General features: G+C 67.3%; 20 protein-coding genes. 10 read left to right on the top strand and 10 right to left on the bottom strand.

Annotation, left to right across the window (positions count from 1 at the left end; all coding sequences use genetic code 11):
• Nucleotides 1-31: 31 nt before the first annotated feature.
• Nucleotides 32-1024, bottom strand: a complete 993-nt coding sequence (locus tag CAL12_RS22815) for a Bug family tripartite tricarboxylate transporter substrate binding protein (RefSeq protein ID WP_086066703.1) — start codon at nt 1022-1024, stop codon at nt 32-34.
• 191 nt (nt 1025-1215) lie between these two features.
• On the opposite strand from CAL12_RS22815, the gene CAL12_RS22810 reads away from it, so the two are divergent.
• Nucleotides 1216-2118 carry an IclR family transcriptional regulator gene (locus CAL12_RS22810; RefSeq protein WP_086066702.1) on the top strand — a complete coding sequence of 301 codons (903 nt, stop codon included), beginning with the start codon at nt 1216-1218 and terminating at the stop codon, nt 2116-2118.
• Between the two features lie 6 nt (nt 2119-2124).
• Here the strand turns inward: CAL12_RS22810 and CAL12_RS22805 are convergent, their stop codons facing one another.
• Entirely contained in the window at nt 2125-2922 is a 798-nt protein-coding gene (locus CAL12_RS22805; RefSeq protein WP_086066701.1) for a fumarylacetoacetate hydrolase family protein, read from the bottom strand.
• A 247-nt stretch (nt 2923-3169) separates the two neighbouring features.
• Between CAL12_RS22805 and CAL12_RS22800 the strand changes: the two genes are divergently transcribed.
• A complete protein-coding gene (locus tag CAL12_RS22800; RefSeq protein WP_086066700.1) occupies nt 3170-3853 on the top strand; it encodes a PepSY-associated TM helix domain-containing protein in 684 nt (227 codons plus the stop codon).
• A 144-nt stretch (nt 3854-3997) separates the two neighbouring features.
• On the opposite strand, the gene CAL12_RS22795 is transcribed toward CAL12_RS22800, so the two are convergent.
• A complete protein-coding gene (locus CAL12_RS22795; RefSeq protein WP_086066699.1) occupies nt 3998-5161 on the bottom strand; it encodes a methyltransferase in 1164 nt (387 codons plus the stop codon).
• Between the two features lie 203 nt (nt 5162-5364).
• Between CAL12_RS22795 and CAL12_RS22790 the strand changes: the two genes are divergently transcribed.
• The 3 genes from CAL12_RS22790 to CAL12_RS22780 are packed head-to-tail and all read left to right on the top strand — an operon-like array spanning nt 5365 to nt 8174.
• Nucleotides 5365-6387 (top strand): YVTN family beta-propeller repeat protein, encoded by a 1023-nt coding sequence (locus CAL12_RS22790; RefSeq protein WP_086066698.1) that lies wholly within the window; start codon nt 5365-5367, stop codon nt 6385-6387.
• The gene (locus tag CAL12_RS22785; RefSeq protein ID WP_198298305.1) at nt 6371-7177 is read left to right on the top strand and encodes a polysaccharide deacetylase family protein; all 807 of its coding nucleotides are present in this window, start codon (nt 6371-6373) and stop codon (nt 7175-7177) included. Before CAL12_RS22790 ends, CAL12_RS22785 begins: the two co-directional genes overlap by 17 nt.
• A gap of 19 nt (nt 7178-7196) precedes the next feature.
• The gene (locus CAL12_RS22780; RefSeq protein WP_086066697.1) at nt 7197-8174 is read left to right on the top strand and encodes a sterol desaturase family protein; all 978 of its coding nucleotides are present in this window, start codon (nt 7197-7199) and stop codon (nt 8172-8174) included.
• On the opposite strand, the gene CAL12_RS22775 is transcribed toward CAL12_RS22780, so the two are convergent.
• The 4 genes from CAL12_RS22775 to CAL12_RS22760 are packed head-to-tail and all read right to left on the bottom strand — an operon-like array spanning nt 8140 to nt 13956.
• Nucleotides 8140-9249 carry a hybrid sensor histidine kinase/response regulator gene (locus CAL12_RS22775; RefSeq protein WP_086066696.1) on the bottom strand — a complete coding sequence of 370 codons (1110 nt, stop codon included), beginning with the start codon at nt 9247-9249 and terminating at the stop codon, nt 8140-8142. The two genes, CAL12_RS22780 and CAL12_RS22775, sit on opposite strands and share 35 nt — an antisense overlap.
• Complete coding sequence (locus CAL12_RS22770; RefSeq protein WP_086066695.1) at nt 9246-9863, bottom strand: chemotaxis protein CheB; 618 nt, start codon at nt 9861-9863, stop codon at nt 9246-9248. Before CAL12_RS22770 ends, CAL12_RS22775 begins: the two co-directional genes overlap by 4 nt.
• Nucleotides 9860-10714 carry a CheR family methyltransferase gene (locus CAL12_RS22765; protein WP_232464604.1) on the bottom strand — a complete coding sequence of 285 codons (855 nt, stop codon included), beginning with the start codon at nt 10712-10714 and terminating at the stop codon, nt 9860-9862. The genes CAL12_RS22770 and CAL12_RS22765 overlap by 4 nt, the downstream gene beginning before the upstream one ends.
• On the bottom strand, nt 10690-13956 hold the full coding sequence (locus CAL12_RS22760; protein WP_198298304.1) for a response regulator: 3267 nt from the start codon (nt 13954-13956) through the stop codon (nt 10690-10692). Before CAL12_RS22760 ends, CAL12_RS22765 begins: the two co-directional genes overlap by 25 nt.
• A gap of 217 nt (nt 13957-14173) precedes the next feature.
• On the opposite strand from CAL12_RS22760, the gene CAL12_RS22755 reads away from it, so the two are divergent.
• Nucleotides 14174-15622, top strand: coding sequence for an aminotransferase-like domain-containing protein (locus CAL12_RS22755; RefSeq protein ID WP_086066693.1), 1449 nt, complete (start codon nt 14174-14176; stop codon nt 15620-15622).
• Between the two features lie 56 nt (nt 15623-15678).
• On the opposite strand, the gene CAL12_RS22750 is transcribed toward CAL12_RS22755, so the two are convergent.
• Nucleotides 15679-16200: an MgtC/SapB family protein gene (locus CAL12_RS22750; protein WP_086066692.1), complete on the bottom strand. Its 522-nt coding sequence runs from the start codon at nt 16198-16200 to the stop codon at nt 15679-15681.
• A gap of 485 nt (nt 16201-16685) precedes the next feature.
• On the opposite strand from CAL12_RS22750, the gene CAL12_RS22745 reads away from it, so the two are divergent.
• Nucleotides 16686-17276, top strand: coding sequence for a hypothetical protein (locus CAL12_RS22745; RefSeq protein WP_086066691.1), 591 nt, complete (start codon nt 16686-16688; stop codon nt 17274-17276).
• A gap of 34 nt (nt 17277-17310) precedes the next feature.
• On the opposite strand, the gene CAL12_RS22740 is transcribed toward CAL12_RS22745, so the two are convergent.
• Nucleotides 17311-18114 carry an alpha/beta fold hydrolase gene (locus tag CAL12_RS22740; protein WP_086066690.1) on the bottom strand — a complete coding sequence of 268 codons (804 nt, stop codon included), beginning with the start codon at nt 18112-18114 and terminating at the stop codon, nt 17311-17313.
• Nucleotides 18115-18197: 83 nt separating this feature from the next.
• Entirely contained in the window at nt 18198-19190 is a 993-nt protein-coding gene (locus CAL12_RS22735) for a DUF3626 domain-containing protein (RefSeq protein ID WP_157793092.1), read from the bottom strand.
• A 316-nt stretch (nt 19191-19506) separates the two neighbouring features.
• Here CAL12_RS22735 and tssA point away from each other — a divergent pair, with 316 nt between their 5' ends.
• Genes tssA through tssC form a run of 3 tightly spaced genes read left to right on the top strand, consistent with a single transcriptional unit; the run spans nt 19507 to nt 22893 of the window.
• Nucleotides 19507-20775 (top strand): type VI secretion system protein TssA, encoded by a 1269-nt coding sequence (gene tssA / locus CAL12_RS22730; RefSeq protein WP_157793091.1) that lies wholly within the window; start codon nt 19507-19509, stop codon nt 20773-20775.
• A 14-nt stretch (nt 20776-20789) separates the two neighbouring features.
• Nucleotides 20790-21365 (top strand): type VI secretion system contractile sheath small subunit, encoded by a 576-nt coding sequence (gene tssB, locus CAL12_RS22725; RefSeq protein ID WP_086066688.1) that lies wholly within the window; start codon nt 20790-20792, stop codon nt 21363-21365.
• Nucleotides 21366-21390: 25 nt separating this feature from the next.
• Nucleotides 21391-22893, top strand: a complete 1503-nt coding sequence (gene tssC / locus CAL12_RS22720) for a type VI secretion system contractile sheath large subunit (RefSeq protein WP_086066687.1) — start codon at nt 21391-21393, stop codon at nt 22891-22893.
• The last annotated feature ends 83 nt before the right edge of the window (nt 22894-22976 follow it).

Here is a 22976-nt window from a genome sequence, read left to right as displayed (position 1 = left end):
CCGGGTCGCCCACGGGGCGTCTATCGAGCGTCTATTGTTCGGAGATGCCCGCGTCCTTGATGATCTTGTCCCAGCGCTGCGCCTCGCCGCGCACGAAGGTGTCCAACTGCGCGGGCTCGCCGACATTGATCACCAGGCCTTCCTCTTCCACGTTGCGGCGGAAGCCGGGCGCCTGTACGGCCACTTTCAATGCGGCGTTCAGGTGCGCGATCACGTCCGCCGGCGTGCCGGCTGGCGCATAGATGCCGTACCAGCTTTCGACGACGTAGCCCGGCACGCCGGCCTCGGCCACGGTGGGCCAGTCGGGGTGCGAGGGCGAGCGCTGCGCCGACGTGACCGCCAGGGCGCGCAACTGGTCGTTCTTCACCAGCTGCGCCACGCTGGACACGGTGGAAAACATCATGTCGATCTGGCCGCCCATCAGGTCGGTCAGCGCCGGGCCGGAGCCGCGGTAGGGCACGTGCACGATATCGACCTTGGCCAGGCTCTTGAACATTTCCCCTGCCAGGTGGGCGGACGTGCCGTTGCCGTAGGAGCCGAAGGTCAGTTTGCCGGGATGCGAACGCGCGTAGGCCAGCAGCTCCTGCACCGATTTGAACGGTGCCTTCGGCGACACCACCAGCACGTTGGGCGAGCGGCCGATCAGGGCCACCGGCGCGAAGGCATCGAAAGTGGAGTAGGGCAGCTTCTTGTGCAAGGCCGGGTTGACGGCATGCGCGAAGGTGGCCAGCAGCAGCGTGTAGCCGTCGGGCTGCGCCTTGGCCACGGCTTCGGTGCCGATGATGGTGCTGCCGCCGCCGCGGTTTTCCACGACCACCGTCTGGCCGAGGTTCTGCGTCATGCCCTCGGCGAGCTGGCGGCCGACCAGGTCGGTGCCGCCGCCCGGCGGGAAGGGGACGATCAGGCGGATCGGGCGTTCGGGATAGGCGGCCTGGGCCGCGGTCGATGCCAGCCCGGCCAGCGCCAGGCAGCTGGTGGCGAGTGCAATGGCGGCGCGCCGTGTAAGGGTCGTGGGAAAGGTCATCAGCGTCTCCGGAAGCGCGCACCGCCGGGTGGGCAGCATGGATGCGGCTGTTCAGGCAAGGGCCTGGAGACGGCTGCGCAAGGCGGTGCGATCGTCTTTTGCGATGCGGCCAGTTTAGGTGACAATGTCGCGTCGGGCGCGCCGGTATTTTCACCTGATGGAAATGGGTCGCCGCCGGCCCTGGACGATCCATGCCACCCTCTCGCCGCCCCACGCCCGCCGCCCAGCCGCCCGCACCGACGGCCGCGCGGTCCGCCACCCGGCCCGCCAGACCCGGCGCGGCAGGGGCGACTCGGTCGCCGGCCGCGGCGGCGCCCGCCCGGTTCGCGCCCGGCGCATCGCCCGCGAACCGGTCGCTGGAGCGCGGCATCGCCCTGCTGCGCGCCTTCCGGCCAGGCCTGGAAGTGCTGGGCAACGGCGAACTGGCCGAACGCACCGGCCTGTCGCGCGCGACCGTCAGCCGCCTGTCGCAGACCCTGGTGCGCACCGGGTTCCTGGAATACGAACCGACGCTGCGCGCGTATCGCCTGGGCGCGCCGGTGCTGAGCCTGGCGCACGCCATGCGCAGCGGCTCGCCCATCATGAAGATGGCCGCCCCGTGCATGCGCGAACTGGCGCAGGCCCGCCGCATCAACGTCGGCATCGCGGTCGCCGACGGCGACGATATGGTCTACCTGGAATCGGTGCGCTACAGCCGCAAGGTGTCGCTGCGCAGCGTGGTGGCGGGCCAGCGCGTGCCGATCGAGCTGACGTCGCTGGGCCGTGCCTACCTGGCCGCGCTGCCGGAAGCCACGCGGCGGGACTGGATCGCCGCGATGATGCACAGGCGTCCCGGGCATGGCCAGACGCTGGCCGACGATATCGAGTCCGCCTGCGCCAGCGTGCGCGACGCGGGCTACTGCGTGGCGGCCTGGCAGCCCGCCGTGGTGGCGCTGTCCACGCCGCTGGTGTTGCCCAACGGCGCCGTGTACGCCCTGAACGTCAGCGTGACGACGGCCGAGCCGCCGATCACCGTGGCAGCCTCCCTGGCCGACGACCTGCTCGGCCTGAAGCGCCGCATCCTTGCGGCGCTGGAGGACACCGCCGCGCGCTGAACCGGCTCAGGCTTGCGCCGGCACCACCTGGGCGCTCAGCGTCTGCCCCAGGAAGCGGGCGCTGAGTTCGGTCTTGCCGGCGGGAATATCGAATGGCCTGGCCACCGCGCCCGTCGTGACCACGTCGCCTGTCCGCAGGGTCAGGCCGTGGTAGCAGGCATGGTCGAACAGATGGCGCAGCATCTGGGTCGGGTCGATCGCGTCGTCGCCGCTCAGGGCCGTGCCGCGGGTCTGGCCGTCGGCCTGCACGTCCACCGTGGCGACGCCGCGCTGGATGGCGGCGGCGTCGATGCGCGGCCCCAGTATGGAGGCCTCGAAGCCCACGCTGTCGCCGACGAAACTGGGCCAGCCCACCGCCCGCCGGTTGATGAAACGCGACAGGACGAGTTCGAAGGCAATGTGGGTCGACGATACGGCCTGCATGGGGTCGGACGGCGCCGCGCCCGGCGCGATATCGCGCCCCAGGACGAAAGCGATTTCGAACTCCACGGTGATAGGCGCCTGGCACAGCACCTGCACGGTCGCGCCGTTGTCGTAGCGGTGGCCCGCCAGCACACGGCCCACCAGGGGTCGTTCCGTACCCGCGGCCTGCATGGCGGCGACGCTGCCCACGCCCAGCTTCCAGCCGGCCTCGCGGTCGCCCGTCTCGGCGGCGTAGGCCTTGATGAATGCGTCCTGCAAGGCGTAGCCCTCGGCCAGGTTGCGCGGACGGATATCGGCGGGAATTTCGCTAATCTGGCGTCCCTCGCGCCACGTCCGAGCCAGCAATGCGGCTGCCGGGGCCGGATCAAAAACATCGGTCACTTTGAGCTCCTCTAGGTGTTGGCTGCCGTCCGCATGGTTGCCGGCTACGCGGGCCGGCCTGACGGTCGGCCTCCATCTTAATACCGTCCCGATTTCCCCAGCGTCGCATCCAGGCCACGGCCGGCGCCCCATGTTCGAGCGGTATGCAGGGAAACGCACTGAGATCGAATATCATTAGCGTTTTCGAAAAGAAGGCCAGCCGCCGCGCCGCCATCCCGGTCGCGCACCCCGGCAAGGCCCGCGTCCGATGAGCCACATCCTGCCTGCCAACACCGCCCCTGCGCGCCGCGCCGATCCCGTCCAAGCCGCCGGGCATCGCCGCGGCATTTTCCTGAAATGGCTGCGCAAGGCACACAGCTGGATCGGCCTGTGGGGCGCGGTGCTGGGCCTGCTGTTCGGGCTGACGGGTTTTTTCCAGAATCATCGCGCGGTGATGAAGATCAGCACCGGCGCGCCGCAGGTGGCCAATGTGCAACTACCGCTGCCGGTGCCCGCCCCGGCGTCGGCGCAGGAGATGGCCGCCTGGCTACAGGCCGAACTGAAGCTGCCCAAGCCCGCCGAGCGGATCCAGCGCGATCCCGCCAAGCCGGTGGCCTGGGGCGACAAGGCCGTGACCCAGCCGGAACACTGGCAGATCGCCTTCCGTTCGCCCAAGACCATCGTCCAGGCGGAATACTGGGCCGGCGCCGGCCAGGTCAGCGTCCGCCGCATGGAGCCGGGCCTGCTCGCCACCCTGGAAAACCTGCATCGCGCCAACGGCGTGACCGCGGCCTGGGTGCTGATCGCCGATACCATCGCCGGCGGGATGGTGCTGCTGTCCCTTACCGGGGTGCTGCTCTGGACCGGCCTGAACCGCCGCCGCACGGTGGGCGCGGCCATCCTGGGCGTGTCCATCGTCGCGACACTCTGGGTCGCCGCCGTCACGGTCTAGCCACGGTCCAGGCTGGTCCGGCCCGTGCCGGGCCCGTCCAGGCCGGGCCAGTCCAGGCCAGTCCAGGCCGGGCCGTTGCACGCCGACCGGTGGGGGGCCTGCCCGTGGCGGCCATGCCGCGCCGATTCGCGCCGGCCGGCCCAATCAGGCAGTTGCCGCGCGGCGCCGCAGGCGCCACAGCGACGTCACTTCGCGCACGCGGGCGGCATGCAGGGGATCGTCCGGGTCGGATGCCTTGCCGTGTACGGGCCGGGTATCCAGCCGACCGGCCACCGCCAGGCCCGCAGCCTCTATCCACTGCAATAATTCTTCGCGCGTGCGCAGGCGCAGGTGTTCCGCCAGGTCGGACAGAATCAGCCAGCCTTCGCCATCATCGGCCAGATGCCCGGCCAGTCCTTGCAGGAAACCACGCAGCATGCGCGATTCCGGGTCGTAGACCGCATATTCGACCGGCGCGCTGGCGCGGGCCGGCACCCACGGTGGATTGCACACCACCAATTGCGCCTGGCCGGACGGGAACAGGTCCGCGCGTTCCAGCCGTACGCGATCCCGCAAGCCCAGGCGCTCCAGGTTTTCCTCGGCACATGCCAGCGCGCGCGGGTCCATGTCGGTTGCCACCACCTGCCGCACGCCCCGCCGCGCCAGCAGCGCGGCGATGACGCCGGTGCCCGTGCCGATGTCGAACGCCAGGTCCACGCCCGCCGGGCGCGGCAGGGGCGCCTGCGCGATCAGGTCCAGGTACTCGCCGCGCACCGGCGAATACACGCCGTAATGCGGGTACACGCGTGCGCCCAGCGCGGCGATTTCAACGCCTTTTTCCCGCCACTGCCATGCGCCGACCAGCCCCAGCAGTTCGCGCAGGGACGCGACATAGGGCCGCTCGGCTTCGCCGTGGACGGCGCGGCAGGCACGCGCCACGTCGGGCGCGCGCCGCAAGGGAATCACGTGGCCCGGCTCGAAGGGAATCAGCAGCATGCCCAGCGCGCGGGCCCGTTGGGCGCGCGCCTGGCGGTGCAGATGGAAGGCTTCCGGGAAATCCGCCGGCCGTTTTTTCGAGGCCGGGCGCCGGTCGATGCGCCGTGTCAGGGCCTGCAGCAGCTGCCGCGCGTTCTGGAAGTCGCCGCGCCACAGCAGCGCGCTGCCTTCGCAGGCCAGGCGATAGGCCGTATCCGCGTTCATGGTGTCGTCCGCGACCACCACCCGCCGCGGCGGCGGCGCGCCGCTTTCGGAACGCCAGTCCGCGTGATGGTCGGCGCCGTTCTGGGTCCAGGACAACTGGGGCGGCTGAGGTAGAGCAGGGGAGTGCATCGTGGGCGCGGGTCGCGGCAGGTCCGTACCGGCGTGCTGGCTACGGGCCTGGATGATGGGCTGGCCGCGCGGCGTTGTTGTTCCGGCGGAATAACTTGATATTTTACGTGCCGGGAAGCGAACTTTCCGGCGGCCTCCCGTTCCAACCCGCGGGGCGTGTGTCAAAATCCAGGACGCTATTCACCGATACTGCGAGATCCGTTTTGAATCGTTTGTCTTTTGCCTGCGGCGCCGTGCTGGCCGCCTGCCTCGCGTTCGTCGCTCCCGCCCAGGCCCAAGGCCAGGCCGCCCGTCCCTCCCACAACGATCCCATCTTCGTCCTGAATTCCCTGGACGCGAACGTCAGCGTGATCGACCCGGTCACCTACAAGGAAATCCGTCGCCTGCCCACCGGCAAGGAGCCGCATCACCTGTATTTTTCGCCGGACCAGAAATCGCTGATCGTCGCCAATTCGGTGGGCGATACGCTGACGCTGATGGATCCGCGCACCGGTCAGATCCAGCGCACCATCACGGGCATCGTCGACCCCTACCAGCTGCGTTTCTCGCCCGACATGAAATGGTTCGTCACGGCCGCCAACCGGCTGGACCACGTCGACATCTATCAATACGTGCCGCGCGCCGACGGCTTCGATCTCAAGCTGATGAAGCGCGTGCCGGCCGGCAAGACCCCCAGCCACATCGGCATCGACAGCAAGAGCACCACGGCCTACGTGTCGCTGCAGGACAGCGACGAAGTCGTGGCCATCGACCTGGCGACGCAGGAAAAGCGTTGGACGCTGCCCGTGGGCAAGACGCCGGCTGACGTCTATATCGTCCCGGGCGACAAGGTCATGCTGGTCGCCCTGACCGGCGACAGCTACGTCGAAGCCTACGACCTGACCAGTCCGGGCAAGCCCAAGCTGATCACGCGCATCAAGACCAATGCCGGCGCCCATGCTTTCCGCATCCAGGGTGACGGCCAGCACATCTTCGTCAGCAACCGCGCCGCCAATACCATCAGCCGCATCGACTTCAAGAACCTGAAGGCCGTGGCCGAGTATCCGGCGCCCGGCGGTCCGGACTGCATGGACCTGATGGCGGACGGCAAGACCCTGCTGGTCACCTCGCGCTGGGCGCGCAAGCTGACTTTCATCGATATCGACAAGAAGGAAGTCGTGCGGCAGATCAATGTGGGCCGGTCGCCGCACGGGGTATGGACACTGGATCATGTCGCGATGCACTAGACGCGCCTCGGCCGCGTTGTGCGGCCTGCTTGCCACGGCCATGGCCGGCGGCGCCGCCGCCGCGCCGGCGCCGTTGTGCGCCAAGCCCGTCTATCTGACCTTCGACACCGGCCACATGGGCGTGGCGCCCCTGATCGCCGACGTGCTGAAGCGGCACGACGTCAAGGCCAGTTTCTTCCTGGCCAATGAACGCACGCAGACCAACGGCAGTTCGCTGGACGACCACTGGGCGCCCTGGTGGCGCGCCCGCGTGGCCGACGGCGACGTGTTCGGTTCGCATACCTACGATCACGTCCACTGGCTGAAGGACCTGCCCGGCGACCGCTTCGAGATGCGGCCCGACTTCGGTCCCAATGCCGGCAAGAAGGAAGTCCTGACCGCGCAGCAGTATTGCGACGAACTGCAGCGTTCCGCCGCGCGGTTCAAGGCAATGACGGGCCACGCCATGCTGCCGCTGTTCCGTGCGCCGGGCGGGCGCACCTCGCCCGCGCTGCTCAAGGCGGCGCAGCAGTGCGGCTATCGCCACGTCGGCTGGGCGTCGGCCGGCTTCCTGGGCGATGAACTGCCCAGCGACAAATACCCCAACAAGCAGCTGCTTGCCCGCGCGCTCGCCAATATCAAGCCCGGCGATATCCTGATGGCCCACCTGGGAATCTGGTCGCGCCAGGATCCCTGGGCGCCCGCCGTGCTGGAACCCCTGATCACTGGGCTGCGGGACAAGGGTTATTGCTTCGCCACGCTGGACCAGCATCCCGCTTACCGCGCCTGGGTCGCGGCGCATCGTCAATAGGTTTACCGGTTTTTTCGCGATGGATACGTTCAATCATCTCATCGGCATGGCCCAGGAAGGGCTGTTCGAGTCCGTCATCCAGCCCGTGCTGTACAAGCTCGGGCTGTCCGGCGTCATCGAAGACGCCTACGACGCCACCCTGTGGCTGATCGCCGGCCTGCTGCAGATTGCCGTGCTGATCTGCGTGATCGGGCCGCTGCAGCGCTGGCGGCCGGTCGAGGCGGTGACCGACCGCCGCGCCGTGCGCCTGGATATCCTGTACACCGTCATCCATCGCCTGGGCGTGTTCCGCGTCGCGCTGTTCTTCGCCATCGATCCCTTCTGGGACGGCATCTTCGGCACCCTGCATGTGTGGGGCCTGTCGACCCTGCAGCTGGACCAGCTGTGGCCCGGCGTGACGGACAATCCGCTGATCAGCCTGGCGATCTACCTGCTCATCTTCGACCTGGTCGAATACCTGTATCACCGCGCCCAGCACACCTTCGAGTGGATGTGGGCGCTGCACGCCGTGCATCACAGCCAGCGGCAGATGACCATGTGGAGCGACAACCGCAACCATCTGCTGGACGATGTCCTGCACGACATCGTGATCGTGGTGGTGTCGCAGCTGATCGGCGTGCCGCCCGCGCAGTTCGTCGCCATCGTCGCCATCCTGCAGCTGGTCGAGAGCTTTTCCCACGCCAACCTGCGCCTGCATTTCGGCCGCTGGGGCGAGCGCTTGCTGGTCAGCCCGCGCTTCCATCGCGAGCACCACGGCATTGCCTACGAAACCACGCCCACCGGCAAGGTGGTGGGCAGCAATTACGCCGTGATCTTTCCGATATGGGACGTCCTGTTCCGCACCGGCCGCTTCGACGGCAAGTTCGGCCCCACGGGCATCGCCGACCAGCTGCCGGATGCCGGCGGCCACGATTACGGCGAAACCTTCCTGGCCCAGCAGTGGCTGGGCTTCAAGCGCCTGTTTACGCTGCGCCGCCGCCGCTCGCGCGCGGCATGACGATCTCGAACACGGTGCCGTCGGCGCGCGTGGACCGCACGTTCACCGTGCCGCCGTGCGCATCGATGAACTTCTTCACGATATAAAGCCCCAGGCCCAGGCCGTTCTTGCTCGCGCGGCTTTCCAGGCTGGCATGGAAGGGGTTGAACAGATTGGGCAACTGGTCGGCGGGGATGACGCCCTGGTTGGCGACCTGCACGACGATGCGGTCCGGCGCCATGCCGTCGATGCGCATCAGCACCGGATGTGCGGGGTCGCCATGCTGCAAGGCGTTGCCCAGCAGATTCGACACCACCTGCGAAAAGCGGTCCACGTCGATATCGCCGTGGCAGTCTCCCTGGACGTGCAGCTGCACGCGTTCGCGCTGCGCGGGATCCGCGATTTCGTCCACGATGGCGCGGCAGACGCCGGCGTAATCGCTGCGCACCGGCTGCAACACCAGGCCGTTCGAACGGATGCGCGCGACGTCCAGCAGCTGTTCCACCATGCGCGCCATGCGGCCGGCGCTGAAGCGGATGCGCTGGGCATTGGTCTGCACCTTGGGATCGCTGGAGCCGCGCAGCAGCAGCTCCGATCCGTGCAGCACCGCTGACAGCGGGTTGCGCAGGTCGTGCCCCAGCACCGCGGTGAACATCTCGTTCAGCGTCAGGGCCTGGCGCAGTTCCTCCAGCTGGCGCGCCAGCAGCTTCTTCTGGTTGTGCATCTCGACGAAGACATTGACCTTGCTGATCAGCACGTCGGCGTCCAGGGGCTTGTAGAGGAAATCCACCGCGCCGGCCTCGTAGCCGCGGAAATGCGCTTCGCGCTCCTTGGTGCCGGCGGTCAGGAAGATCAGCGGCACGCTGCGGGTGCGCTCGCTGCCGCGGATCAGTTCCGCCAGTTCGAAGCCGTTCATCTGCGGCATCTGCACGTCGATCAGTGCCAGGGCGACTTCGTGTACCAGCAGCAGCTCCAGCGCTTCCACGCCGGAACGCGCTTGCAGGATGTGGATGCCTGGCCTGGCCAGCAGGGCTTCCACCGCCACGAGGTTCTGGGCGATGTCGTCGACCACCAGGATGTTGACGCTTTCAGTCACGGTCGATTTCCGTTTTTTCTAGGGTCTTTGCCTAAGGCCGCCAGCGCGAGCGCCAGCGTGGCCTTGTCCATGATGCGGTCCGCGCCGGCCTGCGCGATGGCGCTGGCCGGCATGGCGGGAGAGTCCGCGTTATCGGGATCCTGCACCCAGGCCTGCCCGCCCAGCGCGCGCACGCGTTGCAGCCCGGCGGCGCCGTCCTGGCTGGCGCCCGTCAATACGATGCCCAGCAACCGCTCGCGGTAAGCGATGGCCGCGGATTCCATCAGCAGGTCGATCGACGGCCGCGAGAAGTTCACCGCTTCGTCCTGCGACAGCGCGAAGGAACGGTCCGGCTCGACCAGCATGTGGTAGTCGGGCGCCGCGATATAGACCATGCCGGGCACGATGAATTCCTTGTCTTCCACTTCCTTGACCGGCAGGACGCAGCGGGCGGCGAACAGCTCGGCCAGCAGGCTGTGCCGGTCTGGCGGCAGATGCAGGACGATGGCGATCGCCGCCGGAAAATCGGCCGGCAGGGCCTCCAGCACGGTGCCGATGGCGTCCACGCCGCCGGCCGATGCGCCGATGGCGACCAGCGTTATCGCGGGGGAGGAGGGCGGGGCGGCGGTCGTCATAGGCGTTGGTAGATGCGCTGGCGCGGCGCGACTTCCGTGAACCGGCCGGCCTGCGAGGAAAAGCGCAGGCTTTCGCGCGTTCCCAATCCCAGGAATCCGCGCCGTATCAGCGCCTCATGGAACAGTTGCGCCGCGCGATCCTGCAGTTCCCGGTTGAAGTAGATCAGCACGTTGCGGCAGGAGACGAAATGCACTTCCGAAAACACGCTGTCGGTCGCCAGGCTGTGATCGGCGAATACGATCTGCTCGCGCAGCCGGCGGTCGAAACGGGCGTCATGCAGGTTGGCGGTGTAGTAATCCGACAGCGAGCGCGTGCCGCCGCTGTCCCGGTAGTTACGGCTGAACTGGGCGATGCGGTCCACGGGGTAGATCCCGCTCTCGGCCTGGCGCAGCGCTTCGGTGTTGATGTCGGTGGCGTAGATCAGCGTGCGCGACAGCAGCTGTTCTTCATCCAGCAGGATGGCCAGCGACCAGACTTCCTCGCCGCTGCTGCAGCCCGCCACCCAGATCTTCACCGACGGATAGGTCTTGAGCACCGGCACCACGTGTTCGCGAACGGCCTGGAAATAGTCCGGGTCGCGGAACATTTCGCTGACCTGTACCGTGAAGTACTGCAGCATGCGCGCGAAAATCTCGGGCTGGTGCAGGACCCTGTCCTGCAGCTGGCTGACCGTGTCGCAGTCGAAGTGCGTCATCGCCTGCTTGACGCGTCGGCGCATAGACGCCACGGCGTAGCCGCGGAAGTCGTGCTGGTAGCGCAGGTAGACGGCTTCCAGCAGCAGCTTCAGCTCCAGGTCGAACAGCGCGTCCATCGCGGCGGGGCCGCTTACTTGGGCATCCAGACTCGGCATAGCGAAATCAGCTTGTCCACGTCGATCGGCTTGGAGATATAGTCGTTGGCGCCCGCTTCCAGGCAATTGCGCCGGTCATCCGTCATGGCCTTGGCGGTCAGGGCGATGATGGGCAGGTCGCGCAATTCCGGCCGCTTGCGGATTTCCCGCGTCGCGGTCAGGCCATCCATTTCCGGCATCATCAGGTCCATCAGCACGATGTCCACGTGCGCGTCCTTGGCCAGCGCGTCCAGCGCCTCGCGGCCGTTGCGGGCCACGAGCAGCTTGGCGCCCAGCGGTTCCAGCACGCTGGACAAGGCGAAGATATTCCGCACGTCGTCCTCCACCAGCAGGACGCGGCGGCCTTCGAACACCATGTCGCGCTGGCGTGCCTGCATCAGGAGCTTCTGCTGGTCCGGTGGCAGGGTCGCTTCCACCCGGTGCAGGAACAGCGTCACTTCGTCCACCAGCCGTTCCGGCGATTTGGCGCCCTTGATGATGATGGAACGCGAATAGCGGCGCAGGCGCTGTTCTTCGTCGCGCGTCAGCGCGCGGCCGGTGTAGACGATCACCGGCGGGAAGGCATACTTGCGGCCGGCGCCCATCTGTTCCAGCAGATCGTAGCCCGAAGCGTCGGGCAGCATCAGGTCCATGACCATGCAGTCGAAGGTGCGCGCGGCCAGGTGTTCCAGGGCCTCGGCCACCGTGCCCGCCGTGGTGATCTCGATATCGTCGGCCTGCAGCAGCAGCGAAATGCTGGCGCGCAGGTCGGGATCGTCTTCCACCACCAGCAGGCGGCTGGCGCGCCGCTGCAACTTTTCCTCGACACGCTTGAAGGCTTCCACCAGTTCCTCGCGAGCCACCGGCTTCAGCGCATAGCCGACCGCGCCCAGCTCCAGCGCCGTCTGTATGTGGTCAGCCACCGATACGACGTGGATGGGAATGTGGCGGGTGCTCGGGTCCTGCTTCAGCTGGTCCAGCACGCTCAGGCCCGATTGGTCGGGCAGGCCCACGTCCAGCAGGATGCCGCTGGGACGCAGCTCGCGCGCCAGGCGCATCGCTTCCGCGCCGTGCGAGACCAGCACGCAATCGAAGCCCAGTTCGTGCGCCAGTTCGTACAGGATGTCGGCGAAGCGCTCGTCGTCCTCGATCACCATCACCATGCGCTCGTGGCGGCGTTCCTCGATATCGCCGCGCGCCGGCCGGAAGACGCCGATGTTGGGCGCGGGGCCCAGCGTGCGTTCGCCGGCGCCGGCGGGGCCGGCCGCCGCGCGTGGGGCGACTTCCCCGGCCTCGGCGCGCTGGTGGCGATCGAAGCGCGCGAAGGCGGCACGCATGCCAGCGCCGTCGGCGGACGACGCCGCGCCGGGCCGGGCGCCCGCGGCGGCGGGCAGGGCGGGGTCCGCGCCCGCTTCGGCCTCGCTGTGCGGGCTCGCGGCGTCGGCGGTGGTGGCTGCCTGCTGTTCGGTGGCGGCCAGATGGGCGGCCAGGTCGGCGGTGATTTCGGCGGTGAACGTGCTGCCCTTGCCGGCCTCGCTTTCCACGCGCAACTCGCCGCCCAGCAGGCGTGTCAGTTCGCGCGAGATCGACAGCCCCAGCCCGGTGCCGCCGTACTTGCGGCTGGTGGTGCCGTCGGCCTGGCGGAACGCCTCGAAGATGACTTCCTGCTGTTGCGGCGGGATGCCGATGCCCGTATCGCTGACGGCAAAGGCCACGCGCCCGTCGGCCGCGCCCCCTACGGTCAGCACCACTTCACCCCGCTCGGTGAACTTGAAGGCATTGGCCAGCAGGTTCTTCAGCACCTGCTGCAGCTTCGCGGCGTCGGTCACGTAGGTGGCCGGCGCGCTATCGTGGATGTCGATGCGGAAATCCAGCTGCTTGCCGGCGGCGATGGGCTCGAACATCTGGCGCAGCGGTTCCAGCACGCCGGCGGCCGACACGGTCTCCGGCGCCATGTCCACGTGGCCCGCCTCGATCTTGGACAGGTCCAGGATGTCGTTGATCAAGGTCAGCAGATCCGCGTTCGACGCATGGATGGTGCGCGCGTAGCGTTGTATCTCCCCGGGCGCCATGTTGGCCGATTTGGGATCGGCCAGCATCTGCGACAGGATCAGCGAGCTATTCAGCGGCGTGCGCAGCTCATGCGACATATTCGCCAGGAATTCCGACTTGTAGCGGCTGGCGCGGGACAGCTCGCGCGCATTGGTTTCCAGCGTGGCGCGGGCCCGCTGCAATTCGCGCTTCTGCTGCTCCAGGCGCTGCGTGTGCTCTTCCAGCCGCGCATTGCTCTGCATCAGGTCGGTTTGCTGTTCTTCCAGGCGGGTCTGCGATTCGCGCAGCGCACGGCCCTGTTCTTCCAGCTCCTCGTTGGAGACCCGCAGCTCTTCCTGCTGCGTCTGCAGTTCTTCGCTCTGGCGCTGCGTTTCTTCCAGCAGCTCCTTCAGGTGCTCACGGTAAAGGGCCGAGCGCAGGGCGACGCCGATGACCTCGCCGCCGGTACGCAACAACTCCAGCTCGCGCTCGAAATCGCCGCCGTCCTGCAGGAATCCCAGTTCCACCACCCCCTGCGCGCGTCCGTCTGCGGTGATGGGGGCAAGCACCAGGACGCGCGGCGCGGCTTCGCCGGTGCCGGACGAAACACGCGTGTAATCCGGCGGCAGGTCCCGCACGACCAGGGGGGTGCCCTGGTTGGCGACTTCCAGCGCCATGCCGCGGCCCGGCATGGCATCGGGCGTCTCGGCCTGGTCGCGCGCATAGCCTCCGACCCATGACAGGGCGCCGCGGTGCAGCCGGTACATCGCGCCCACCTGGGCGTTCGTGACCCTGGCCAGCGCCCGCAGGGCGTTCTGCCCGATATCCTGCACACTTTGTTCGCCCAGCAGGTCCTGCGCCAGCGCGTTCTCGGCCTGCTGCAGCCACATCAGCCGCTGCGCGTTCAGCCGTGCCGAGATGACCTGCATGCACAGCAGCGCGGCGGTGAACATCGTCACCAGGCCGAAACTGCGGTTGATCAGGTTCTGCGTCGGGATATTGCCGCCCAAGGGCAGGAAGGTGCCCGCAATGATGAACACCAGTTCCAGCAGCGCGACCATCAGCGGGACGTAACGGTTGCGCTGGAAGACGCTGAGCACGACCGGCAGCATGTAGAACACCCAGATCGCCACGCCCAGCGGCGTCACGATGTCGATGGCCAGTATCAACACGCTGAGGATCGCTATGCCCAGGTGGACGGGCATGTCGTCGTTCTTGGGGGACAGTTGCATGGAGTTCCGGTTGAAAGCTTCGCCTTATCGCAGCGGCGGAAGAAATAGTACCGCACGTTACTTCATGTATCGCGGCGGGCGCCGTAGTAGCAAGTATCGTGCCCGGCACCCGGTCTCCCAGGCAGGCCAGGCCCCGCAAGGCGGTGGGTATGGTCAAATCGACAACAAAACGGCGCTTTTGTCGCGCCGGCATGTGGGAATTGTTACCTTAGCAGCCATGCCAGATTCCCCTTCCACCTCGGGCGCGCCCCTCAAACGCTACGAAGCGGTCGCCGCCGATATCGCCAGGTCGATCAAAGCCGGCACGCTGCGGGCGGGCGATCGCTTGCCGTCCGTGCGCCAGGCCAGCGCCGCGCGGCGCGTCAGCGTGTCCACCATATTCCAGGCGTATTACCTTCTTGAGTCGCGCGGCTACATCCAGGCGCGCGACCGCTCCGGTTATTACGTCAGCCCGACGCGGCGTGCGCCACCCGAGCCGGAGATATCGCGTCCCGATGGCGGCGCCGCGCAGGTGGACGTCGCCGATCTGGTCTTCGACGTCCTCGGATCGGTACGCGACGCCGATACCGTCCCCCTGGGCTCCGCCTTCCCCTCGCCCACGCTGTTTCCCTTGATGCGCCTGGCGTCCTCGTTGAAGGCGGGCCTGCGGCGCATGCACCCGCGCAGCAGCATCGCCGACATGTTCACGGGCAATGCCGCCCTGCGGCGGCAGATCGCCGTGCGCTACCTGATCGACGGCATGGACGTGCGGGGCGACGACCTGGTCATCACCAATGGCGCGATGGAAGCCCTGCAGCTTGCCCTGCTGGCGGTCACGCGGCCGGGCGACACGGTGCTGATCGAGTCGCCGGCCTTCTATGCCACCCTGCAGGCGCTGGAACGCATGAAGCTGCATGCCGTGGAGGTGCCGACCAGCCCGCGCACCGGCATCCAGCTGGACGCGCTGGCGCAGGCCATCGAGCGCCATCGCCCGCGCGCCTGCTGGATCATGTCCAATTTCCAGAATCCCACCGGCAGCCTGATGCCGGACGCCAGCAAGCAGGCCCTGGTGGCCTTGCTGGCCCAGCATGGCATCCCGCTGATCGAGGACGACGTCTATGGCGAGCTGTATTTCGGGCGGGTGCGGCCGCTGCCCGCCAAGGCCTATGACCGCGAAGGCCTGGTCTTGCACTGCGCGTCTTTCTCGAAATGCCTCGCGCCGGGCTATCGGGTCGGCTGGGTCGCCGCCGGACGCTATGCGCGTGACGTGGAACGGCAGAAGCTGATGACGACGCTGGCTTCCCCCAGCCCCAACCAGCTGGCCCTGGCCGAGTACCTGGACCACGGCGGCTACGACCGCCATCTGCGCCAGCTGCGCCTGACCCTGGCGCGCCAGCAACAGATGATGATGGCGGCGCTGGCGCGTTATTTCCCCGCAGGTACGCGCGCGTCGCGCCCGCAGGGCGGGTATTTCCTGTGGGTGCAACTGCCGCCCGGCGCCGATGCCCTGGCCGTCTATCGCGCGGCCCTGGAGCAGCGCATCAGCGTTGCGCCGGGGCCCATTTTTTCGCCGCGCGGCGAGTTTCGCGACTGCCTGCGGCTGAACTACGGCCATCCGTGGGACGACACGCTGGAAGACGCGATGCGGGTATTGGGCGAGATCGTTGCCCGGCAGGTATCCGCCTGAGGGGATGGCCGCGGCGATACCGCGGAGATACGGGCGGGCGGGGCGAAATCAGCAGGTCAGGCCTGGCCGTCCGAACCCGGACGCGGATTCGCCGCGCTGCCGTTGATGCGTCGCTCCACCCGGTGCAGCACATCCAATATCACCAGCGCCATCAGGGCACTGACGATGGCCACGACTTCCTTGCCCATGCCCGCCGCGATGCCTATCGCCGCCGTCAGCCAGATGCTCGCCGCGGTGGTGAGGCCGCGGACTTCGCCTTCGGCGCTCGATTTGATGATGGCGCCGGCGCCCAGGAAGCCGATGCCGGCGATCACGCCCTGCAGCACGCGGCTCAGGTCATTGACCTCCATCCCGCCTTGCTGCGGCGCCAATACGAACAGCGCCGCGCCCAGGGCCACCAGCATATGGGTGCGCAGGCCGGCGGCCTTGCCGCTGCGTTCGCGTTCGTAGCCGATCAGGCCGCCCAGCAGCACGGCAATGAGCAGCCGCGTGACGATGCGCGTATAGGCCTGCGCGTCGGCGATATCGGAGAACTCTTCCTGCAGGGTCTGCCACACGGTGGCGGAAAGGGTGGTCATGCTTCGGTCCGTATGGGGATGGGGGAGGGCGCCGCCGGCGGGCCGTCGCCGGTGTTTTACCACGCGGCCATGCCGGAGCGGCCCGCCGCGCGGCATGCGGGTCCGGATCGAGGTTGTAAAGGTGTTGGGTGGGTTTGGTGGGTTAGTTGGTCCTACATGTGGTCAAACAGTCCTACGAATGGCTGCCCGTGCAGGAAGCTTGCCGGGCGGCGTTTCCGTCGCGGGACGCGCGGCGTGCCGGTCCTTGCGCGGCCAGGCCTGACAGACCGGAAATCCTGGCGACGATACAGTGGCCGGTTCGCATGCGGCCTGCGCCCGGCGCGCGTGATCCGCGCGTCGTGGCACAGGCCGCGTCCTTCCGGCAGCTTGCCGGCGCACCGCCCCGCGCGCCCGAGGATGGACGCCGACCCGCAACAGCATCCCGCCGGAACTCGGTCGTCGAGCGGAGAACGCCCTTTCATGGCAGGGCCTTGGAGATTCATCGTATGGCTATACAGTTAACCGGCGCCTCGCCGTCCGCCCTGGGCGCGGCAGGCATGGCCGGCATCGAGACGCCGCGCGGCCGGCTGGGCGCGCGCGTATTCCGGACGTGCAAGGGGCGCGTCACGCGCGCCGCACGCTCGATCAGCCGGCTGGTGGGGCGGCTGATGCACGCCCGTACCCACAAGGCGACGGTAATCGGCACGCGCCCGGGCGGCGGGCCCCGTGCCAGCCTGGCCAGGCTGGACCTGCGGCCGGTCATGGCCACGGGCATGACGGGCATGACCGGCATCACCGGCATGACAGGCATGACAGGCATGACGAGCACGACGGGCGTCGACGATTCCCCCGGCTCGCATGGCACCTGGACGACGCGATCGCTGTCCAGTCCGGCGCGAACCGTCAGCACGGACACGCCATCCCGCAGTCCGGCGTTCTACGGGGTGCGCCTGAAACCGGGGATAAGTCCCGCTACGCCGCCCGCCGAACGGCCCGACACCGGACTGCCGCCGCCCTTGCCCGCGCGTTCCAAGCGGCTGGAAGACTTGTTCAGCGGCAGGCTTACCCTGGACAGCATCCGCGGCTCCGGCGGCTAAGCCCGCCCCCCAAGCCGCCAGCCAGGAAGCACGCCTAGGCCGTCAGGAAACGTCGGACCGCTTCGTTGAAGGCGCGCGGATTCCCCAGGTTCATGCCATGGGACGAACCCGCGATCCGCACCGACTGCGCGTTCGGCAGCCAATCCTGCAAGGCATCCAGCACCGCGGGGTAGGGAGGCGGGCTGAGCGCCCCGCCTATCAGCAATGCCGGGTGCGGCACCGTGCCGGCGTCCGCCGGCGTCAGCATGTAGGACGCCTCATGCGCCTGCGCCGTCAGCGTATGCGCGTTGGCGATCACCATGTCCTTGAACCACGGCACCATGCGGCGCCAGGTGTCTTCGCCGCTGACCGTGTCGATGAACAGGGCCAGCCCGGGTTCGATCCGGCCGGCGCGTATGCATTCCAGCGCCCTGCGGCGGAAATCGTCCCGGTTGTCGTCATGCTCGCTCAGCACCAGCCCGGGATCGGCGAGCACCAGCGCGCCCACCTTGTCCGGATGCCGGCGTGCCAGCTCGAAACTGACGCGTCCGCCGCGCGAATGTCCCACGACGTGCGCATGCCCGCCGCAATGCCGGTCGATGAAGGCCGCCAGGGCATCCGCATGGTCCTCGACGGAAAAGCCCGCCAGGTCGGTGTCCGCCGGTGCCGGCCAATACCCAGGCAGGCTCAGGGAATACACGCGGAAGTCGCGCGACAGCGCCGGCACCTGCGCTTTCCAATAGCGCAGATCGCAGAGCGATCCGTGCACCAGCACGACCGGCTGGCCGGCGCCATGGACGGCATGCGCCAGGTCGCCGGCGGCGGCTTGATGGATCGGATAGGGAAAATCGTGAGGCATCGCGGATGGCGGATCAGGGGCGGCTGGCTTGGACTCGGCGCCTCGATTCTAGCCCGCCGAGGCGGCCGCCATCCCGGATGCGCTCAGGCGACGAAGCGGACGGGGAATCCATGCCGGTGCGCGAAGCGCTGCGCGAACTTCTGCATCTGGTAGCCCTGGTAGCCCTTGTTGCGGTAGGCCGCGACCGCGGTCCGGATATCGCTGTGCGAGATGACCATGCCCCGCACGTCGCGCGAGAACTGCACGTCCGACTGCATCTGGCACTCGATGTAGTTCAGCTTGCCATCATGGACGCCGGGCAGGCTCAGTTCGCTGCCGCGGCTGGCCGCGCCACTGGCATAGCGATATATCTGCTTCAGCATGAAGGGATGGCAGTAGTAGAGCAGCTTGGGCATCTCGTGGAACAACGCGATGGCCTGGTGCGCCTGGGGAGCCACGCCGCCGTATTCGGCCCGCCGCGCGCGGAAGTCCTGTTCGACGAAAAAGGAGTCCGTATGCGAGTAACTGCTGGCCGCCTTGATGTAGTCCTCCAGGATGAAGAAGGATTTGCCGTAGTACTCGCTGCCCACGCCGCCGTTGACGCAGTAGGCGAAGTCCAGAGCGCCATAACGCGGTCGCATCATCGGATAGCGCTGCCAGTCGGCGGCGTAGTGCTGGATCTGCCTTCGGACCTGCGCGGCTTTCCTGCCGGCGCCGAGCGCGGCATGGTATTCGTCCTTCCCGGGATAATCGAACACGCGCGTCTCGACCTGGTCCCGTTGCTTGATCGAATGGGAAGGCGCAAGGCCCTGGGCGGCGCGTTCGAAGCAGTTGATATAGCTTTCGTAGGGGCACTCCGCCGTGAAGAAAGTCGCCGCATTGAAGTTGATGGTGACGCGTGCATCCGTCAGGAGCGTCACCATGGCCTGGAAGTTGCGGGTGTCCTGGCCACGGGGTGGGCGGCATATGCGCAGATAGCGCTGGAAGGCGCGTTCCCTGTAATCGCCATCGTCCTTCAGGTATTGGCGCGTTCCCAATACCTGGTTGCGCGCCAGGCGCATGCGGGCGAGTCTAGGGTCGTCGATCGTCGTGGGCATCGATGTCTCCGTCATGTTGCGGTCGGGCAGGATTGCCTGAGACGAAAACATAGCGGCGTGCCGCGATCGTGGCCTGCCGATAAATCTCAAAGTGATCGACGCGCAACATGCGGCGATCCCATGCGCGCGATTTTTCGACGTCCTCAGATTTCTCGGATTCTTGCGACCTTGCCGCGCACGTAAAGTTTCGTTCGTCGGCGTGCATCCCACAGGATGTGCCTCGCGCAACCCGCATCGCCAGATCGAAGCGACTCGCTTCGTATCGATGCAGCCCCAGTCACAAGCCAGCGTGCTGCTGTCCCAGAGAGACATTATCGTGTCTGTTCAAGATGTACTTACCGAGCGAGCCGCGCATCAGGATGACGCCGCGCCACCGGAGGCCGCGCAGGCCTCCGGCCTGGCGCACGGCGTCGCGCGGGACGTGCCGGGCAAGGATGCGGGGCACGCCCGACAGCGCGCAGGCGCCATGGACCTGGACGCGTATCTGGGCGACATCGCGCCCGACGCGCCTTGCGGTCCCGACCTGCAGTACGACGCCGACTACATCGAACTGACCCGCCTCATGCAGGGCACGACGGCGGTGGAATACGGCGATATGCGCATCGACGCCGCCGATCCCGACTGGCGATCGGCCGGGCCGGCGGTACTGAAGCTGCTGGCGCGCACTCGCGACCTGCGCGTGCTGGTGTGGAACGTCCGTTGCCTGACCGGCCTGCATGGACATGCCGGCCTGCTCGACGGATTGGCGCTGCTCGAGGCCTGCATCGAACGCCATTGGGAACATTTGCATCCCGCCCTGGACGAAGACAACGATCCGGTCGAGCGCCTGAACATCCTCGTCGAACTCGACGACATCGATGGCCTGCTGCGCCAGGCGCGGCTGGCGGCCTTGGTGCGCGCGGCGGGCTTCGGCGCCGTGACGCCGCGCGATATCGAACTCGTCACAGGCGAACTTACCCCGCGCCAGGGCGAAACCGCCCCGGAGCCGGAAGCCATCGAGGCTGCCGTGCACGCCGCCAGCCGCGCGGATATCGAAACCTGCCTGGCCTGGCTGGAGCAGGCCTGCGCCAGCCTCGAACGCATCGACGACCTGCTGTCTCGACGCGTCGAACCGGGCCACGCGCTGGCCGTGGAGAAGCTGCCCCGGGTCTTGCGCCATGCGGCCAGGGTGATGCGCGACTACCTGTCGCGCCATCCCGATGTGCTGCGGTCCGGACGCCGCCCGGCGGGTCAGGAAACCGACATGGACGGACCGGCTGCCGACGACGAAGCCAGCGGCGCTCATGGCGGTATGCACGACGGCATACATGCGGGCACCCATGCCGGCGCGGACGGCGACATCCGCTGCCGCGATGATGTCGCGCGCCTGCTGGACCGCATCTGCGAGTACTACGCCCAACAGGAGCCTGGCAGCCCCGTGCCTGTCCTGCTCCAGCGCGCCAAGGGACTCATCCCCATGAACTTCCTCGAGCTCATGTCCGAGCTGGCGCCGCAGGGATCCGCGGAGATCGGCATTCTTCTCGGCATTCGCCCCGAGGTGTCTCAACCCGGCATCGATCCGTCGGAAGCTTATTCAACCCACTAACGGAGATATTCCGGATGGCCAAGGAAAACAGTCAGAAGTCCATCGGACGCATGCGTCCGCCCCGTGTGCAGATCGAGTACGAAGTCGAGGTGAACGGTGCGGAAAAGAAGGTGAACCTGCCCTTCGTCATGGGCGTGATGTCCGACCTGTCCGGACAGTCGCTCGAAGCGCTGCCGCCGGTCGCCGTGCGCAAGTTCCTGGAGATCGACAGCGAAAACTTCGACGATCGCATGGCCGCGATCAAGCCACGCGTGGCCACGTCGGTGCCCAACGCGCTGACCGGCGAGGGCAACCTGGGCGTGGATATCACCTTCGAATGCATGGACGATTTCTCGCCCGCGGCCATCGCGCGCAAGGTCGAACCGCTGCGCCGGATGCTGGAAGCACGCAGCCACCTGGCCAACCTGATGACCTATATGGATGGGAAGGTCAGCGCGGAAGACATGGTGTCCAGGCTGTTGTCGGATCCGGCGCTGATGCAGACGCTCGCGCAACCGGCCACGCCAGGCGAAGGCGGGGAAGGCGACGATGCCGGCGCCGGCCAGGCGCCAGCTTCCGGCGAGCCGGAAGGCGCGGCACCCCAATCGTGAATTCCCCAGGATACGAGGTTAGAACATGAGTGAAGCAGTGGCGGCGGCCGAACAGGCCAAGGGGCAGGTGGAGATCGAAGGCGCCAGCAGCGATTTTTCCAGCCTGTTGCTGAAGGAATTCAAGCCGAAGAACGATGAGGCCAAGCGTGCGGTGGAGCAGTCCATCACCACCCTGGCGGAATATGCCCTCAAGGACGCGACGCTGATCTCGGCTGATGTCATGGACACCGTCCAGGCCATGATCGCCGAGATCGACCGCAAGCTGACCCTCCAGATCAACGGGATCCTGAACTGCGCCGAGTTCCGCAGCGTCGAAGGCGCGTGGCGCGGCTTGCACTACTTGGTGTCGAACACCGAAACCAGCGAGCAGATGAAGATCCGCGTGATGAACGTCTCGAAGACGGATCTTCACAAGACCCTGAAGAAATACAAGGGCTCGGCGTGGGACCAGAGCCCCTTCTTCAAGAAGATCTACGAAGAAGAGTTCGGCCAGTTCGGCGGCCAGCCCTACGGCGCCCTGGTGGGCGATTATTACTTCGACAACAGCGCGCGCGACGTCGACCTGCTGACGCAGATCGCCAGGATCTGCGCGGCATCCCATACGCCTTTCTTCGCCGGCGCATCGCCGTCGGTCATGCTGCTGGAATCCTGGCGCGACCTGGCCAACCCGCGCGATATCAACAAGCTGTTCCAGACGCCGGAACATGCCGCCTGGCGCGCGCTGCGCGAATCCGAGGACTCGCGCTACATCGGCCTGACCTTGCCGCGGTTCCTGGCCCGGACGCCGTACGGCGCGCGCTCCAATCCGGTGGATGAGTTTGCCTTCGAAGAAGACACCGGCTCGGGAGAACCGGAACGCTTCACCTGGGCCAACGCGGCGTACGCCATGGCCGTCAACATCAATCGATCCTTCATCGAATACGGCTGGTGCTCGCGCATCCGCGGCGTGGAGTCGGGCGGTGCGGTGGACGGGCTGCCGGTGCATATGTTCCCCACCGACGACGGTGGCGTCGACGTGATCTGCCCGACCGAGGTGGTCATCAGCGATCGCCGCGAGGCCGAATTGTCCAAGGCGGGTTTCCTGCCGCTGGTGCACATGAAGAACAGCGGCACCGCCGCCTTCATCGGCGCGCAGTCCCTGCAGCTGCCGACGGAATACGACGATCCGGAGGCCACCGCCAACGCCAACCTGTCCGCAAGGCTGCCGTATCTGTTCGCCTGCTGCCGCTTCGCGCATTACCTGAAGTGCATCGCGCGCGACAAGATCGGCTCCTTCAAGACGAAGGAAGAAATGCAGCGCTGGCTGTACCGCTGGATCCTGAAATACATGGACGGCATGCCGACGCAGTCGTCGGAGTTCGTCAAGGCCATGAAGCCGCTCAGCGACGCGGCCGTGACGGTCGAGGAAGTTGAGGGTAATCCTGGCTTCTACACGTCCAAGATATATCTGAAGCCTCACTACCAACTTGAAGGGCTGACCGTTTCGCTGCGGTTGGTCAGCAAGCTTCCCGCCGTCGAAGGGAAGTAAATACGTCGGACGCGTCATGGCGCCGCCGTATGGGGCCGGCGGCATATCCGCCGCTGGCTCCGATGTTCGGCAATTTTTTGCGT

Source organism: Bordetella genomosp. 8 (assembly GCF_002119685.1).
Classification (GTDB): Bacteria; Pseudomonadota; Gammaproteobacteria; order Burkholderiales; family Burkholderiaceae_B; genus Bordetella_C.
This window is presented reverse-complemented; position numbering and strand designations above follow the sequence as displayed.